The organism is Novosphingobium sp., assembly GCF_036803765.1.
GTDB lineage: Bacteria > Pseudomonadota > Alphaproteobacteria > Sphingomonadales > Sphingomonadaceae > Novosphingobium.
The window spans coordinates 16704-33553 of the sequence record NZ_DAIRTS010000031.1; the positions used below are offsets into that span (position 1 = coordinate 16704).

Consider the following 16850-nt stretch of genomic DNA (forward strand, 5'->3'; position numbering starts at 1 on the left):
GGGTTCAGTCGATCCTTTTCAGCGCGGCGATATTGGCGGCGTACTGGTCCGGCCCGCCGCGGAAGCTGGCCGTGCCCGCCACCAGGACATCCGCCCCGGCATCGACGCAGCTGCGCGCCGTGGTGGTGTCGACGCCGCCGTCCACTTCGAGATGGATGGCGCGGCCACTCTTGTCGATCATCTTGCGCACCGCCTCGATCTTGCGGAGCTGGCTGGTGATGAAGCTCTGCCCGCCGAACCCGGGATTGACGCTCATGATGAGCACGAGGTCGATGTCGTCGATCAGGTAGTCGAGCATCTTGGCGGGCGTTGCCGGGTTGAGCGAGATGCCCGCCTTCTTGCCGAGGCCCTTGATCGCCTGGACGGTCCGATGCACGTGGGGCCCGGCCTCGGGATGGACGGTAATAATGTCCGCGCCGGCCTGGGCGAACGCCTCAAGGTAGCCGTCCACCGGGCTGATCATCAGGTGCACGTCGAACGGCTTGGTCGTGTGCGGGCGCAGCGCCTTCACCACCGCCGGGCCGATGGTGATGTTGGGCACGAAATGCCCGTCCATCACGTCGACATGGATCCAGTCTGCCCCGGCCGCGTCGATCGCACGCACTTCCTCGCCCAGCCGGGCAAAGTCGGCAGAGAGGATCGAGGGGGAAATCAGCGGCACGGGCATCGATGTCATCCGGTCAGGCAAGCGTGAACGAGTAGCCCGCCCCGGCAGGTTCGCCAAGCCGGGCGTGCCTGCCGCGCTTACCGGCGGGGAATCGGCGCCACAAGCAAATCTTGCGCGCCGATCCGCATGGCTGATCCGTTTCGGGTCTGAAGCGGGGGCGATGGCCAGCCCTTGCCCTGCCAGCCCTGCCCGGCCGGCTCAGGCCCGCGCCGCCGGAACCGTGCGCCCATGCAGCGCCGCGTCGAGCGCATCGTGGTCGAGTTTCCCCTCCCAGCGCGAGACGACGATCGTCGCCACGGCATTGCCGATGAAGTTGGTCAGGCTGCGGCATTCCGACATGAAGCGGTCGACGCCCAGGATCAGCGCCATGCCCGCTACCGGCACGCTGGGCACGATCGACAGCGTCGCCGCCAGCGTGATGAAGCCCGCCCCCGTCACCCCGGCCGCGCCCTTGGACGAGAGCATGGCAACGCCGAGCAGCAGCAGTTGCTGCCCCAGGCTCAATTCCACGCCGGTCGCCTGCGCGATGAACAGCGCCGCCAGCGTCATGTAGATGTTGGTGCCATCAAGGTTGAACGAATAGCCGGTGGGCACGACCAGCCCGACGATGCTGCGCGGGCAGCCGGCATGCTCCATCTTCTCGATCAGCAGCGGCAGCGCGCTTTCGGATGATGATGTACCCAGCACGAGCAGAAGTTCGGCCTTGAGATAGACGATCAGCCGCAGGATCGAGAACCGCGCCCACAGCCCGACCGCGCCCAAGACGACCAAGACGAACAGCGCAGAGGTCAGGTAGAACGTGCCGACCAGCAGCGCGAGGTTGGCCAGCGTCGACAGGCCGTACTTGCCGACCGTGAAGGCCATGGCCCCGAACGCGCCCACCGGCGCCGCCTTCATCAGGATGCCCACGACCTTGAACATCGCCATCGCGATGTCCTCCAATGCGGCCGTCACGCGCTCGCCACGCGCGCCGGTCAGCGCCAGGCCGATGCCGAACAGGATCGCCACGAACAGCGTCTGCAGGATGTTGCCGCCGGTGATGGCGGAGAGGAACGTGTCGGGGATGACGCCGAGGAGGAAGCCGACGAGCGTCGTCTCGTGCGCCTTGGCGGCATAGTCGGCGACCTTGCCGGCATCGAGGCTGGCGGGATCGATGTTGAGCCCGGCACCGGGGCGCACCACATTGGCGACGATCATGCCGAGCACCAGGGCCAGTGCCGAAAAGAACAGGAAGTAGCCGAAGGCCTTGGCCGCCACGCGCCCCACCGCGCCCAGATCGCGCATCCCGGCGATGCCGGTGACGATGGTCAGGAAGATCACCGGGGCGATGATCATCTTGACCAGCTTGATGAACCCGTCGCCCAGCGGCTTGAGCGCCTCGCCCGTGGTGGGTGCGAAGTGGCCGATCAGCACGCCGGCGAGGATCGCGGCCAGAACCTGCACGTAGAGGTGCGTGTACCAGTGCCGCGGGCCGGCCGGAGTCGCCGGTGGCGCAGGTGGCGGCACGGCATGGCCTTCGTCGGCGGTGAAATGGACCATGGCGTTCTCCTCCTTGGCCGAGCGCCTAGCCCGATACCCTTCCTTTCCCCATCCGATAGCCGCCGACCACCGATCCGCCTAGACCTCGCAAGGCCTGTTGTTCAATCGCTCAATTAAACTTGGCGACCGCCCAGCGCCGGTGTACGGATCAGGCCATGATCAAGACGCGCTTCACCGAGACCTTCGGCATCGACCATCCCATCGTTCAGGGCGGAATGATGTGGGTCGGCACCGCAGACCTCGTTGCGCCGGTGGCCAATGCCGGGGCGCTCGGCATGCTGACCGCGCTGACTCAACCGACGCCCGAGGCGCTGACCCACGAGATCGCCCGCACGCGCGAAATGACCGACCGCCCCTTCGGCGTGAACCTGACCATCCTGCCCTCGATCAACCCGCCGCCCTACGCCGAATATCGCGCCGCGATCATCGAGGCGGGCATCGGCGTGGTCGAGACGGCGGGCCATCGCCCGCAGGAGCATGTCGAGCACTTCAAGGCGCACGGCATCAAGGTGATCCACAAGTGCACGGCGGTGCGCCACGCGCTCTCGGCCGAGCGGATGGGCGTGGATGCGATCTCGATCGACGGCTTCGAGTGCGCCGGCCACCCCGGCGAGGACGACATCCCCGGCCTCGTGCTCATTCCCGCCGCGGCCGACGTGGTGAAGGTCCCGCTGATCGCCTCGGGCGGCTTCGGCGACGGTCGCGGCCTCGCCGCCGCGCTGGCGCTCGGGGCCGAGGGGATCAACATGGGCACGCGCTTCTGCGCCACGCAGGAAGCACCGCTTCACGCCAACTTCAAGCAGGCCATGGTCGAGGCGGACGAACGCGCCACCGACATCATCTTCCGCACCTACCGCAACAGCGCCCGCGTGGCGCGTAACGCGATAAGCCAGGAAGTGCTGCGCCTCGAGGCTGAAGGGCGCCCGTTTGCCGACGTCGCCCATCTGGTGAAGGGCGCGCGCGGCCACGAGGGGCTGGTCAGCGGCGACATCGACCATGGGATCTGGACCGCCGGCACGGTGGTCGGCTTGATCCACGATGTTCCCACCGTGAAGGACCTGGTGGAGCGCATCGTGGCCGAGGCCGAAGCCGTCATCCGCGACCGGTTGGGCCGGATGCTCGACGCCCGGTCGTAAAAGTTCGGGCGCAGCGCCTCAGCCGCGCACGAAGCCGAAGCCTGAATCCTCTTCGCGGATATCGTAGGAAAACCACTGCGCCGCGGCGTGGTCGTAGATCTGCACGAGGCCGTCGCGCAGTTCGACGGTGAAGTCGGTGCCGCTGGCCTCGTCACGGCCCCAGGTGCGGCCGCCTTCGTGCGCCAGGGTAAAGCCCGACCCGCTGCCGACATCGTGGATCGCGGGCAGCGTCCCTCCGAACGCGCTCTGCCGATCCCCGTCAAAGCCGCGCAGCGATGGTGCCCGGCATTCGGCGGCGATCGCGCGCTCGCGCTTTTCCGCATGATCGTAGAGGCCGGCCACCTTGCGGCCAGTGACGAGAGCATGGGCGGAGGCGGCGGCAAGCGCGCGGATCTGACTGTTCATGGCCACACCTGGCACCGGCACGCGCGAGAAATCAAGTCGCGCGATCCGCGTCGCCGGATGGGCCGGACTGCGATCACAAACCCGTGATTCGGGCCTCCGGTATGAACGACGGCGGGTCGCTGCGAAGGAGCAAACCCCGAAAATCTGCGGTTTTTCTGCACAGCAGTATGAAGAATCGCTGCAGTGCAATATGTTATGGACGAAGCAAGTCAACCGTATTACGCTGCAATTGATTAGTATTACTGAGCATAGTGGCCAAGTATTACGAAGGTCACGACTTGTGAGGGCAGGTGATATGCAGGGCGTGCGCGTTGGCAAGCGAATGATCGGCACTCAGGCTCCGGTGACCATCGGCTGGGAAAATGTCCCGCGGGTCGAGGGCGGACCGGTCAAGCGCGCATTTTTCTCCTGGTTCCAGCCGACCGTGCTCTTCGCGCTGATCCTGTTCTGGTACTACGCGCCAAACTCTATCGCCAAGGCATCGACTGCCATCGGCATCGGCATCGGCTTTCGAGTACTTCTCCTGACGCTCGAATTCTTCTTCCCCAAGCACCAGAGCTGGATGATTACCTGGAAGGAGTTCACCGTCGACCTGTTCTACGTGGGCCTGGGCTATACCATCCTGCGCCTCGTCGACACCTTCATCGGCGACGACGTGATGGTCGGCGCGATCCAGGGTGCGTTCCATTGGGAAAAGTTCGCCTGGTTCACCGGACTGCCGATCCTGCTCCAGGCCTTCATCATCTCGTTCATCTTCGATTTCGGGCAGTATTGGATGCATCGCGGGATGCACAACTGGTATCCGCTGTGGCTGCCGCACTCGGTGCATCACTACATCACCCAGTTGAACGTCCACAAGGGCGCGGTCGGCAACCCGGTGGAACTGTTCCTCATCGGCCTGGGCATCGGCGGGTTCTTCGATTTTGTGCCGCGCGCCTTCCTGCTGGCCGGCGCCATCGGCATGTCGGTCTCGATCTACCAGCACATCAACGTGCGCTTCGACAGCCCGCGCTGGTGGCGCTTCCTGTTCAACACGACCGGGCATCACAGTTTGCACCACTCGCAGGATTTCGAGGCGACGCGCAGCAACTATTCGAACACCTACATCTTCATCGACCGCATCTTCGGCACCTGCCTCGACGGCGAGGCGGAACTGCTGGGCATGGAAGGTGGCCGCCGCATGTCGATCCGCGAACAGATGACCTTCCCGTTCACCGAGGGCTGGAAGTCGATCAAGGAACGCCTCGCCCGCCCGGCCTCGATCGACGCGGTGCCCGCAGAGTGATCGCAGCCGCCGCCAGCCACCGCACCCCCGCTTCCTCCACCGGAGCCGCCATGCAGCCCTCGTTCCTCGCCCGGATCTGGACCATCGAAGGGCGCCTGCCGCTGCCCGAGGGGCAGACCGCGCAGGAGACCTTCGACCGGCTGCGCCCGATGCTGCGCACCAGCGGCACCGCACATCACCAGGACGGCGACACGGTCCAGTTCCGCAAGACCGATCCGGAGGCGCAGGACCCGCTCTCGGTGTTCGACCACGGCACGCTGCGCGTCGAAACCGCCGGCGATGCGGGCGGCCGGGTGCTGCACTATCGCATGGTCAGCCGCATCCTGCTGCTCTGTTTCCTGGCGCCGCTGCTGTTCCTCGGCTTCTCGCAACTGACGGTCTTCGTCGGGCGGATGAATGCACCCACCGCCGAGGACATCGCCAAGGCGGAAAAGGAGCAGAAGGCCAAGGAGAAGAAGATGGTCACGCCGGTGCAGAACCCGGTGGACAAGTTCCTCGGTGCGCCCGCCCCGGAAAAGCCCGGCAAGGACAAGCCCAAGCCCAAGGCCGGGCAGCCCGACAGCAAGAAATACTCGCCGACCCCGGCTTACGTCTTCGCATGCTTCTTCGCGATCCTCTATGTCTTCGGCCGCTGGCTGGAAGCGCGACTGGTCCGCCGCCGCATGGCCCGCCTGCTCGGTACCGATCCTGCCAGCACGAGCGAGGAACTGGCCGCGCTGGCGGTGTCGCACTGACACGCGGGCAGGACGGCATGCGAGGCGCCTGAGCCAGGGCAGATTTCCAGGGCTAATTGCGGCCCCCGGCATTGCAGGATATGCCCTGCGGCGAAACGCGACACGCCGGAGGCCTGCCATCGTGAAACAGGATCGCCCGCTCGACGCGATCGACCGCAGGATCTTATCCCTGCTCCAGCACGATGCGACCCTCAGCCACGCCGATCTGGCCGAGCGCGTCGGCGCCTCGTCGGCCTCGTGCTGGCGGCGGGTCAAGGCGCTCGAGGCGGCCGGCGTGCTGACCCGCACCGTCCGGCTGGTCGATGCCGCAACGGTGGGGCGCGGGGTCAATGTGCTGTGCAGCATCCGCATGCGCAGCCATGCGCGCGAGGCGCGGCAGGCTTTCGAAAGTTTCATCGACGATCGCCCCGAAGTGGTCGAATGCTTCTCGATGTCGGGCGAATGGGATTACCTGATCCGCGTCGTCGTCGCCGATGTCGCCGACTACAATGCTTTCCTGATGCAGACCCTGCTGGGCCATGCCTCTGTTGCAGGTGCGTCCTCGCACTTCGCGCTGTCGATGACCAAGTATACGACCGCAATCCCGGTATAGGTCGCTGAGATCGCAGGACAAGCGGTGCGTGCGGCGGCAACGGCTGTGGCCATACCTGAAGCCGGGTAGGCTTCCCTTTCGGGACCGGGCAGAAAACTGCGGGTTTTACGACAACCAAATGCCGCCTCGCGCGTTCGGGGCATTACGGGATCGCCTGCTGGTGCAGGTCGACCCAGGAAGGACCGCATTTTCATGACCCCCAATCCCGAGACCCCCTCGCCCTGGGCCATGTCCCGGCGTGGCGTGATGGCGTCGAGCGCGGCCACTGCCGCCGTCGCCAGCACCCCCATCGCCGCCGCCGCGCCGCGTACCGACGCCGCCAAGGGCTCCGTCCCGACCGCATCCACCAAGCTGACCGTCAACGGGAAGCAACACAGCCTGACGCTCGACACGCGCACCACGCTGCTGGACACGCTGCGCGAGCACCTGCACCTGACCGGCACCAAGAAGGGTTGCGACCATGGCCAGTGCGGCGCCTGCACCGTCATCGTCAATGGCGAGCGGATCAACAGCTGCCTGAGCCTTGCCGTCCAGCACGACGGGGACGAGGTCACCACGATCGAGGGCCTCGGCATGCCCGATCATCTGCACCCGATGCAGGCCGCCTTCGTCAAGCATGACGGTTTTCAGTGCGGCTACTGCACGCCGGGCCAGATCTGCTCGGCCGTATCGGTGCTCGAGGAAATCAAGCGCGGCATTCCCAGCCATGTCCAGGGTGACGTGGCGGCACAGCCCGCGATCAGCGACACCGAGATCCGCGAGCGGATGAGTGGCAACATCTGCCGCTGCGGCGCCTATGCCAACATCCTCGAAGCGATCAACGAGGTCGCTGGCCGTTCGGGAGACAAGGCATGAGGGCCTTCACATATGAACGCGCCAAGGACCCCGTGGCCGCAGCGCGCGCCGTGGCCGCCAATCCCGGCGCGCGGTTCCTCGCCGGGGGCACCAACCTCGTCGACCTGATGAAAATCCAGGTCGAGACGCCGACGCACCTCGTCGACGTGCAGGACCTGGGCTTCGACAAGATCGAGGCAACGCCCGAGGGCGGGCTGCGCATCGGTGCGTTGGTCAGCAACACCGCGCTTGCCGCCGACGAGCGCATCCGCCGCGACTATGGCCTGGTGACCCGCGCCACCGTCGCCGGGGCGAGCGGCCAGCTGCGCAACAAGGCAACCACCGCCGGCAACCTGCTGCAGCGCACGCGCTGCCCCTATTTCTACGACACCAACCTGCCGTGCAACAAGCGCCGCCCCGGCTCTGGGTGCAGCGCCATCGGCGGCTATTCGCGCCAGCTGGCGGTCGTGGGCACGAGCGATGCCTGCATCGCGACGCACCCATCCGACATGGCCATCGCCATGCGCGCGCTCGATGCGGTGGTAGAGACCGTCAATGCCGAGGGGCAGACCCGCGCGATCCCGATCGCCGACTTCCATCGCCTGCCCGGTGATACCCCGCATATCGAGACGGCGTTGGCGACCGATGAACTGATCACCGCGGTCACGCTGCCCAAGCCGATCGGCGGTACGCATGTCTATGAAAAGGTGCGCGACCGTTCGTCCTACGCCTTCGCCGTGGTGTCCGTCGCGGCCGTGATCCAGCCCGACGGCAGCGGCCGCGTCGCCGTGGGCGGCGTCGCACCCAAGCCCTGGCGCATGGCCGAGGCCGAAGCGGCGCTGCCGCAAGGGGCCAAGGCCGTGACGACGCGTCTCTTCGCCGAGGCGCGCCCCACCGAACACAACCGCTTCAAGCTGGCCCTGGTCGAACGGACCCTCGCCGGCGTGCTGCACGAGACGAGGACGGCATGAAGTTCGACCAACCCGCAGGGACCAACCCGATCGACCGCCTCCAGGTGGTCGGCAAGCCCCACACCCGCGTCGACGGCCAGCTCAAGACCACCGGCCAGGCCCACTATGCCTTCGAGCGCGGGGCCGAGATGCCCAACGCCGCCTATGGCTGGATCGTGCCCGCGGCCATCGCACGCGGCACCATCGCCTCGATGGATACCGACGCCGCGCGCAAGGCGCCCGGCGTCCTGGCCGTGGTGACGGCCAAGGAAGCTGGCAAGCTGGGCCTGGGCAAATACAACACCGCGCCGCTGCTCGGCGGACCGCAGATCGACCACTACCACCAGGCGATCGCCGTCGTGGTGGCCGAAACGCTCGAGCAGGCACGCGCCGCAGCCGCGCTGGTGCGGGTCGACTACAACCGCAGCGAGGGCAAGTTCGACCTGGCCCAGGCGCTCAAGACCGCGCCGCTGCACCCGGAAAAGAAGGGCGGCCCCGAGGAAAACCGCGTCGGCAATTTCGAGCAGGCCTTTGCCGCCGCGCCGGTCACGCTCGACGCACATTACTCGGTGCCCGACCAGTCGCACTCGATGATCGAGCCGCATGCCTCGATCGCGGCCTGGGAAGGGGACAAGGTCACGGTGCTGACCTCGAACCAGATGATCGCCTGGGGCCACGGCGATCTCGCCACGACGCTCAACCTGCCCAAGGAGAAGGTGCGGATCGATTCGCCGTTTATCGGCGGCGGGTTCGGCGGCAAGCTGTTCCTGCGCACCGACGCGGTTCTTGCCGCGCTGGGTGCCAAGGCGGCGGGCCGCCCGGTCAAGGTCGCGCTGCCGCGTCCGGTGGTGCCCAACAACACCACGCATCGCCCCGCCACGCACCAGCACATCCGCATCGGCTGCGAGCGTGACGGCACGATCACCGCGATCGCGCACGAGAGCGGCTCGGGCAACCTGCCCGATGGCGATCCCGAGACTGCGGTCAACCAGACCGAGCTGCTCTATGCCGGCGCCAACCGCCTGACCTCGATGCGTCTGGCGGAGCTGCACCTGCCTGAAGGCAACTCGATGCGCGCGCCGGGCGAGGCGCCGGGCATGATGGCGCTGGAAATCGCCATGGACGAGATGGCCGAGAAGCTGGGGATGGACCCGGTGGCGTTCCGCATCAAGAACGACACCCAGGTCGATCCCGCCAAGCCCGAGCGCAAGTTCTCGCAGCGCCAGCTGGTCGAGTGCCTGCGCCAGGGCGCGGATCGCTTCGGCTGGGCCAAGCGCAACGCCAAGCCCGGCCAGGTGCGCGACGGCCGCTGGCTGGTGGGCATGGGCATGGCCGCGGCGTTCCGCAACCACCTCGCGCTGCCCTCGGGCGCCCGCGTGCGGCTGGAGAAGAACGGCACCGTGACGGTCGAGACCGACATGACCGACATCGGCACCGGCAGCTACACCATCCTCGGGCAGACCGCCGCCGAAATGCTCGGCCTGCCGCTCGAGAAGGTGAAGGTCACGCTCGGCGATTCGGCGCACCCGGTCTCGTCGGGTTCGGGCGGGCAGTTCGGTGCGGGCAGCTCGACCTCGGGCGTCTATGCCGCATGCGTCAAGCTGCGCGAGGCCGTGGCGCAGAAGCTCGGCTACAATGCCGCAACGGTGGTGTTCGAGGATGGCCGCGTGCGTGATGGCAACCGCTCGGTGCCGCTGACCGAAGTGGCGCAGGGCGGCCCGATCGAGGCCGAGGACACGATGCAGTGGGGCGATCTGAACAAGACGTTCCAGCAGTCGACCTTCGGCGCGCATTTCGTCGAGGTGGGCGTCGATGCCTATACCGGCGTCACGCGCGTGCGTCGCATGCTGGCGGTGTGCGCCGCCGGCCGCATCCTCAACCCGGTCACCGCACGCAGCCAGGTGATTGGTGCGATGACCATGGGCGTGGGCGGTGCATTGATGGAAGAGCTGGCGGTCGACACCCGCTTCGGCCTCTTCGCCAACCATGACCTCGCCGGCTACGAAGTGCCGGTCCATGCCGACATCCCGCACCAGGAGGTCGTGTTCCTCGACGAGGTCGACGACAAGGCCAACCCGCTGAAGGCCAAGGGCGTGGGCGAGCTGGGCCTGTGCGGCGTCGGCGCGGCCGTGGCCAATGCCATGTACAACGCGACCGGCGTGCGCCTGCGCGACTATCCGATGACGATGGACAAGCACCTCGATCGCCTGCCCGCGATCGCCTGATCCATCGCCTTGGAAAGCGGTCGATCCCGGCGCGCCTCGTCCTGAAACCTAGAGTATGATGACGTTTCAATGAAACGCCATCATACTCTAGATATTTGTGGTCGTGCGATTTTTGACAAAAACCGGTTCCCACTTTTTGTCATCGGACCTTAGGGCTTGAGCGCGTCGGGATTGCCCAGCACGATCCGGCGCATGACGGTGCGCAAGGCATCGTCGAGCTGGGTGCGATCCTCGACGCCCAGGTCTTCGAGCCAGTCCTCGTACATGTGCGTTCGCTCCTCGCGCACGGTGCCGTAGATCGAGCGGCCCTCGCCCGTCAGCGAGATCAGGCTGCTCTTGCGGTTGCGCGGGTTGGGATCGCGCTGGATCAGCTGGCGCTGTTCGAGGGCGGCCACCGCACGGCTCACTTCCGACCGATCGACAAAGGCCGCCTCGGCGATTTCGGCCGCACTGCACTGGCCCATCAGCGCGACGTGCGAGATCACGCGCCATTCGGCCAGCGACATCGCCGCGCGATCGCGCACGTGCTGCGTGGTAACGCGGTCGATCATCTTGGCCAGCAGCAGGATGCGATAGGGCAGATGCGTCGGCCCGAACAATTGCCAGCGCCGCTCCGATGCCTCGAGCATCGATTGCGCAGGGCTGGGTTCGCCGTCCGGCGACTGCATCGTTTCCATCGCCCCGCCATAGCCAAATAATTCCCACTTGTCATGCCTGACTTGTGGATATATCAACATGTCAGATAGTGAGAAATCAACAACTCACACGACATAGGAGAGGACCGCGTTGGACCAGATCCATCCCTTTGCGCCGCAATGCGAATATGCCTTCACCATCTCGATCGAGCTGACCGGCCTGCGCTGGGTCGAGCCGTCGGTGGTCGGCGCATCGCGCGCCGCGATCTATGCGGCCAGCGGCACGATCGAGGGTCCGCGACTCAATGGCCGGGTGATTCCCATGTCCGGCGGCGATTTCCCGCTGCAACGCCCCAACGGGGTAATCGACTTCGATGCCCGCTACATGCTCGAGGCCGATGACGGTGCGGTGATCTACATGCAGAATCGCGGCTATCGCTGGGCGCGCAGCCCCGAGATCGCCGCGCGCATGTCGCGCAACGAGGAAGTCGGCTCCGACGATTACTACATGCGCGTCGCCCCCCGGTTCGAGGCCCCCGAAGGCCCGCACGCCTGGATGAGCCAGCACATGTTCCTCGGCGTGGCGGAAAAGATCCCGAACGCCAACCGCATCCACTACTTCGTGGTGCTGTGATGGGCCCAGCGCTCCTCATGCGCGCCGGGGTCGACCCGCACGGCGCACGGGGCAAGCCGCCCCTGCCCCCGCTGGCCTATGCACAAGAGCATGACGCCGGCCTGCTGATCGAGCGCAACGTCGCGATCCCCTTGCGCGACGGGGTTCGCATCTATGCCGACATCTATCGCCCCGATGGCGTGGCCGGCACGGTCAACCTGCCCTGCCTGCTGTCGTGGAGCCCCTATGGCAAACATGCGCGCAGCAACCAGGTGTTCTGGCCGCACTCGGGCGTCGATCCCACGTGGCTTTCGCCACAGACCCCGTTCGAGGGCGCCGATCCGATAGCCTGGTGCCCGCGCGGCTATGCACTGGCGGTGGTCGACCCGCGCGGGGCCTGGCTGTCGGAGGGCGATTTTCACCACAATGGCGTGGTCGAGGCACAGGACTGCGCCGACACGATCGCCTGGCTTGCCGACCAGCCATGGTCCAACGGCAAGGTCGGGATGACCGGTGTGTCGTATCTTGCCGCGATCCAGTTCTGGGTGGCCGCGCTGGCCCCGCCCGCGCTGGCCGCGATCAACCCGTGGGAAGGCTTCACCGACTGGTACCGCGAATTCGCGCGCCACGGCGGGATCCTCGAAACCGGGTTCCTGCCGCGCGCCTCGGACAACATCGCCCATTCGCTGGGCCAGGCCGAAGACACCTGGGCCAATGCCCAGGCGCATCCGCTGATGGACGACTATTGGCGCAGCAAGGAAATCGACCTAGCCGCGATCAGCACGCCCGCCTGGGTGGTCGCGAGCTGGTCGGACCATGGCCTGCACACGCGCGGCACGCTCGAGGCGTTCAAGGCCATGGCCAGCGACCAGAAGTGGCTGACCGTCCACGGCCAGAAGAAGTGGGCGCACTATTACCAGCCCGCCAACCAGCGCCGCCGCGAAGCCTTCTTCGACCACTTCCTGCAAGGCCGTGCGACCAACCTGCCCGCCTGGCCGCGGGTGGAGATCGAGGTGCGCGAGGCCCACGGCATCGGGCAGTGGCGTGCGGAAGACGAATGGCCGCTCGCCCGCACCGTGGCGACGCCGCTATGGCTGGGGGCGGACGGCGCGCTGCAGGCCGCAGCCCCGGCCGACGATGCGACCGTCACCTATGATGCGACGACAGGCCGCGCCGTGTTCGACCACCGCTTCGCCGAGGACACCGAGCTGACCGGCCATGCCAGCCTCAGGCTGTGGGTCGAGGCGGACGGCTCCGACGACATCGACCTGTTCGTCGCGCTGCAAAAGCTCGATGCCTCGGGCGCGCCGGTCGGCCAGACGTTCTACGCCTTCTTCGAGGATGGCCCCGTCGCGCTCGGCTGGCTGCGCGCCAGCCACCGCGCGGTCGATCCGGCGCGCAGCACACCGCTCCAGCCGTTTCACCATCACGAGACCGAGGAGCGTCTCGCGCCCGGCGCGATCGTCCCGGTCGATGTCGAGTTCTGGCCCGCATCTACCCGCTTTGCGGCGGGGGAGACGCTGCGGCTGGTGATCCAGGGCCACGACGTGATGACCGAAGGCCTGCCCAATCTGCCCTTCGCGCGGCACGAGGAGACCCGCAATGCCGGGCGCCACATCCTCCATGTCGGCGGGGCGCATCCCTCCCACCTCCTGCTGCCGGTGATCCCGGCGCGAAAGGACTGAGCGATGACGACGCAGGACCCCGATGCCGACCTGGCGCTGCTGACCGAGCACGCCTTCGACATCCGCATCAATTTCGACAAGCGCTGGGTCTGGCCGGTCTCGGGCGGGATGTCGGTTGGCTACACCTCGGTCGGCGCCGATTGCACGATCACCGGCCCGCGGCTCAACGGCAAGCTGGTCGACTTCAGCGGTGCGGACTGGCCGATCGTGCGCGCCGACGGCGTGGTCGAGCTGAATGCGCACTACATGATCGAGGCCGACGACGGCGCGCACATCTACATCCACAACCGCGGCTATGTGCACGGCCCGCTGCGCCCGCCGGGGCTGCCCGACGACGCCGACCCGATCCCGCGCTATTTCCGCTGCACCCCCACCTTTCGTGCCCCGGTCGGCCCCCACGACTGGCTCAACCGCACCGTCCTGATCGGCGTCGGCGCGCGCCGCCCGCATCTCGATCCCGGCGATCCGCCGGATCACTCGCTGTTTCGCTACTACATCGTGCGATGACGCGCGGCGCCGCCCGGCGCCCGCTCCCGCACCTCTGCCAGACCATAACCAGGCACCGGACCAAACCGGGCCGATGAGAGAGGACACCCGTCATGAAGGGATACATCAAGCTCGGTACCGCGCGCCTGCTCGGCGGCGTCGCACTCGGCCTGTTCGCCTTGCCGGCGATCGCCCAGGCGCAGGAGGCGCCGCCCGTCGCCCTGCCCGAAAGCCCCGCGCCCGCAGAGCGCGCCGAACAGCAGGCGATCATCGTCACCGGTTCGCGCCTCGCCAATTCCTCGTTCAACGCGCCGACGCCGGTGACCACGCTGGGCACCGACCGCTTGCAGAAGATGGGCTCGACCAACATCGGCGAGGCGCTGGCCACGCTGCCCTCGTTCCGCGCCTCGTCCTCGCCTTCGAACTCGGTCGTGGGCTCCAACATCAACCCGTCGAACGCCGGCGCACGCATCGCCGACCTGCGCGGCCTGGGGCAGAGCCGCACGCTGGTGCTGGTCGACAGCCGTCGCTTCGCCCCCAGCACCTCGAGCGGGACGGTCGATCTCAACCTTATTCCCACGCTGCTGATCGAACGCGCCGACGTCGTCACCGGCGGCGCCTCGGCGGCCTATGGCTCGGACGCGGTGTCGGGCGTCATCAACATCATCCTCAACAAGCATCTCGAAGGGGTGCGCAGCAACTTCCAGTACGGCGTCACCGATCGCGGCGATGGCAACAACTACGTTGCGCAGATTGCCGCGGGCACCAGCTTTGCCGGCGGGCGCGGCCACGCCGTGTTCGGCGCCGAGTACGACAAGGACGAGGGCGTGGGCGGCTGCTACACCCGCACCAATTGCTCCAACGAAGTCGGCAACCTGACCCAGGCCGCGGGCGTCAACGGCCGCCCTGCCAACAACATCGCCTACAACGTCCACACCGCGACACTGACGCCGGGCGGCCTCATCACCGGCACCGTCAACGCCGCCGGGGTGCGCGCCGCCGCACGGGGCGGCGTGCTGGGCGGGTTGCAGTTCGATGCCAACGGCAACCCGGTGGCGTTCAACTATGGCCAGAACGCCGGCGCGCTGTTCATGGAAGGCGGCACCGGCGCCGGGCTCAACGCCTTCTTCGGCGATCCGGCGCTGTCGATCCCGGTCACGCGCTACAACGCCTTCGGCCATTTCGAATACGAAGCCTCGGATGCCTTCACCGGCTTTGCCGACATGAGCTACGGCCATGTCGCTGGCTATACCAGCGGCCCCGAAGTGCGCGACGGCGGCTTCCCCGGCAATGGCAGCCTGATCCGCATCGACAATCCGTTCCTCCCCGCCTCGATCAGGCAGACCATGCAGGCCAATGGCTATACCGGCCTCGTCATCGGCAAGCTGGGCACCAACTTCGGCCAGATCGACAGCGTCAACACGCGCGACACCTTCCGCTTCGTAACCGGCGCCAGCGGCAAGCTCGGCGGCAGCTGGGGCTACGATGCCTATGTCCAGTACGGCGTGACCGATGCACACCAGTCGACCATCAACGACCGCATCACCGCCAACTATGCCCGCGCGATCGACGCCGTCGCCGATCCGGTCACCGGCGCGCCCATCTGCCGCACCGCGCTGACCGATCCGACCACCGCCTGCCGGCCGCTCAACATCCTCGGCAGCCAGTTCTCGCCCGAGGCCAAGGCCTATGCCTTCGGCACGACGCACCAGCGCACCGAATTCCGCCAGTGGGCAGGCGCGGCCAACGTCCACGGCACGCTGATCGAGGGCTGGGCCGGCCCGATCACCGTCGCGACCGGCGCCGAGGCCCGGCGCGACCGCCTGTCGATCACCGTCGACCCGATCTCGGCGACCAACGGCTTCTACGTCTTCAACGCCACGCCGACGCGCGGCCATGTCGACGTGATCGAAGGCTATGTCGAGGCCGGCGTCCCGCTGCTCAAGGACAGCGCGATCGGCCGCAGCCTCGATCTCAACGGCGCGATCCGCCGCACGCACTACAACACCGCCAACCTCTCGGTCTCCAACAGCTTCAACGCCACGACCTGGAAGATCGGCGGGACTTACGTGCCGGTCGAGGGCGTGCTGCTGCGCGTCACCGAATCGCAGGACATCCGCGCGCCCAACACCTCGGAACTGTTCACCACGCCCGTCACCGGCGTCGGCGCGATTTCCGACACGCGCACCGGATCGCAGGTCTTCGCCAACATCTACACCGGCGGCAACATCAACCTGACGCCGGAAAAGGCCCGCACCTTCACCGCGGGCGTGACGCTGCAGCCGCGCGGGGCGCTGACGGGCCTGCGGCTTTCGGCGGACTTCTACAAGATCCGCATCCGCGATGCGATCGCGACGCTGGGCGCGCAGGTCATCGTCAACACCTGCAACACCACGGGCGCCGCCGATATCTGCGGGCTGGTGACGCGCAATGGCGCGGGCATCCTACAGTCGGTCTCGGTGCTCTACCTCAACCTCAACCGCCAGGATCTCAAGGGCCTGGACTTCGAGGCGAGCTATCGCATGCCGCTGGGCGATGGCCGTTCGCTCGACCTGCGCGGGCTGGCCACGCACACCATCAAGCTGACCAACAGCGCGGTGCTGCTGCCCGGCACGACCACCCCGGTAAACCGCGCCGGCGACAACGGCCTCAGCGGCGTGCCCTCGTGGGTCGTCGACGGGTTCGCCTCGCTCACGCTCAAGCGCCTGACGGTGAACCTGCAGGGCCACTTCATCTCGGCCGGCAAGTACGATGCCTCGCTGATCGGGCCGGACGATCCCGCCTACAACGTCAACCTCGTCAACAGCATCAACATCAACAAGGTGCCCTCGCGGTTCTACACCAACCTCGGCGCGAGCTTCGACCTTATCAAGTCGGGCGGGCGCACGCTGCAGGTCTTCGGCAACGTCACCAACCTGTTCGACGTGATGCCCCCGCCGCTGTGGAACGGTAACAACAACTCGGTCTATTACGACGTGATCGGCCGGCGTTACCGCATGGGCATCCGCTTCGACTTCTAAGAGGCACACCCGTCCCCCCGGGGCCTGCCGCCCCTCCCATCCCA

General features: G+C 67.1%; 15 protein-coding genes. 11 read left to right on the forward strand and 4 right to left on the reverse strand.

The genetic code is table 11. The features are described from left to right. Positions 1–4 precede the first annotated feature (4 nt). Both rpe and V7Q48_RS16125 read right to left on the reverse strand, forming a co-directional pair. Complete coding sequence (gene rpe, locus V7Q48_RS16120; RefSeq protein ID WP_333839688.1) at positions 5–667, reverse strand: ribulose-phosphate 3-epimerase; 663 nt, start codon at positions 665–667, stop codon at positions 5–7. Positions 668–865: 198 nt separating this feature from the next. Beyond that, positions 866–2206 carry a dicarboxylate/amino acid:cation symporter gene (locus V7Q48_RS16125; protein ID WP_333839655.1) on the reverse strand — a complete coding sequence of 447 codons (1341 nt, stop codon included), beginning with the start codon at positions 2204–2206 and terminating at the stop codon, positions 866–868. 155 nt (positions 2207–2361) lie between these two features. On the opposite strand from V7Q48_RS16125, the gene V7Q48_RS16130 reads away from it, so the two are divergent. Beyond that, positions 2362–3342 carry an NAD(P)H-dependent flavin oxidoreductase gene (locus V7Q48_RS16130; RefSeq protein WP_333839657.1) on the forward strand — a complete coding sequence of 327 codons (981 nt, stop codon included), beginning with the start codon at positions 2362–2364 and terminating at the stop codon, positions 3340–3342. 18 nt (positions 3343–3360) lie between these two features. On the opposite strand, the gene V7Q48_RS16135 is transcribed toward V7Q48_RS16130, so the two are convergent. Next, positions 3361–3747, reverse strand: a complete 387-nt coding sequence (locus V7Q48_RS16135; protein WP_333839659.1) for a hypothetical protein — start codon at positions 3745–3747, stop codon at positions 3361–3363. A 295-nt stretch (positions 3748–4042) separates the two neighbouring features. Between V7Q48_RS16135 and V7Q48_RS16140 the strand changes: the two genes are divergently transcribed. The 6 genes from V7Q48_RS16140 (at position 4043) to paoC (ending at position 10367) form a co-directional block, all read left to right on the forward strand. After that, positions 4043–5032, forward strand: coding sequence for a sterol desaturase family protein (locus V7Q48_RS16140; protein WP_333839661.1), 990 nt, complete (start codon positions 4043–4045; stop codon positions 5030–5032). Continuing rightward, on the forward strand, positions 5029–5766 hold the full coding sequence (locus tag V7Q48_RS16145) for a hypothetical protein (RefSeq protein ID WP_333839663.1): 738 nt from the start codon (positions 5029–5031) through the stop codon (positions 5764–5766). The genes V7Q48_RS16140 and V7Q48_RS16145 overlap by 4 nt, the downstream gene beginning before the upstream one ends. 121 nt (positions 5767–5887) lie before the next feature. Next, entirely contained in the window at positions 5888–6358 is a 471-nt protein-coding gene (locus V7Q48_RS16150; protein ID WP_333839666.1) for an Lrp/AsnC family transcriptional regulator, read from the forward strand. 192 nt (positions 6359–6550) lie between these two features. After that, on the forward strand, positions 6551–7213 hold the full coding sequence (paoA, locus tag V7Q48_RS16155) for an aldehyde dehydrogenase iron-sulfur subunit PaoA (protein ID WP_333839668.1): 663 nt from the start codon (positions 6551–6553) through the stop codon (positions 7211–7213). Continuing rightward, a complete protein-coding gene (locus V7Q48_RS16160) occupies positions 7210–8163 on the forward strand; it encodes an FAD binding domain-containing protein (protein ID WP_333839670.1) in 954 nt (317 codons plus the stop codon). The genes paoA and V7Q48_RS16160 overlap by 4 nt, the downstream gene beginning before the upstream one ends. After that, a complete protein-coding gene (paoC, locus tag V7Q48_RS16165) occupies positions 8160–10367 on the forward strand; it encodes an aldehyde oxidoreductase molybdenum-binding subunit PaoC (protein WP_333839672.1) in 2208 nt (735 codons plus the stop codon). Before V7Q48_RS16160 ends, paoC begins: the two co-directional genes overlap by 4 nt. Before the next feature lie 149 nt (positions 10368–10516). Here the strand turns inward: paoC and V7Q48_RS16170 are convergent, their stop codons facing one another. Further along, positions 10517–11044 (reverse strand): MarR family winged helix-turn-helix transcriptional regulator, encoded by a 528-nt coding sequence (locus V7Q48_RS16170; RefSeq protein WP_333839674.1) that lies wholly within the window; start codon positions 11042–11044, stop codon positions 10517–10519. 109 nt (positions 11045–11153) lie between these two features. On the opposite strand from V7Q48_RS16170, the gene V7Q48_RS16175 reads away from it, so the two are divergent. From V7Q48_RS16175 to V7Q48_RS16190, 4 genes are all read left to right on the forward strand, one after another. Next, positions 11154–11636 carry a DUF3237 family protein gene (locus tag V7Q48_RS16175; RefSeq protein WP_333839676.1) on the forward strand — a complete coding sequence of 161 codons (483 nt, stop codon included), beginning with the start codon at positions 11154–11156 and terminating at the stop codon, positions 11634–11636. Beyond that, on the forward strand, positions 11636–13300 hold the full coding sequence (locus tag V7Q48_RS16180) for a CocE/NonD family hydrolase (protein WP_333839678.1): 1665 nt from the start codon (positions 11636–11638) through the stop codon (positions 13298–13300). The genes V7Q48_RS16175 and V7Q48_RS16180 overlap by 1 nt, the downstream gene beginning before the upstream one ends. A 3-nt stretch (positions 13301–13303) precedes the next feature. Then, complete coding sequence (locus tag V7Q48_RS16185) at positions 13304–13807, forward strand: DUF3237 domain-containing protein (protein ID WP_333839680.1); 504 nt, start codon at positions 13304–13306, stop codon at positions 13805–13807. 92 nt (positions 13808–13899) lie between these two features. Next, positions 13900–16806: a TonB-dependent receptor domain-containing protein gene (locus V7Q48_RS16190; RefSeq protein ID WP_333839682.1), complete on the forward strand. Its 2907-nt coding sequence runs from the start codon at positions 13900–13902 to the stop codon at positions 16804–16806. The last annotated feature ends 44 nt before the right edge of the window (positions 16807–16850 follow it).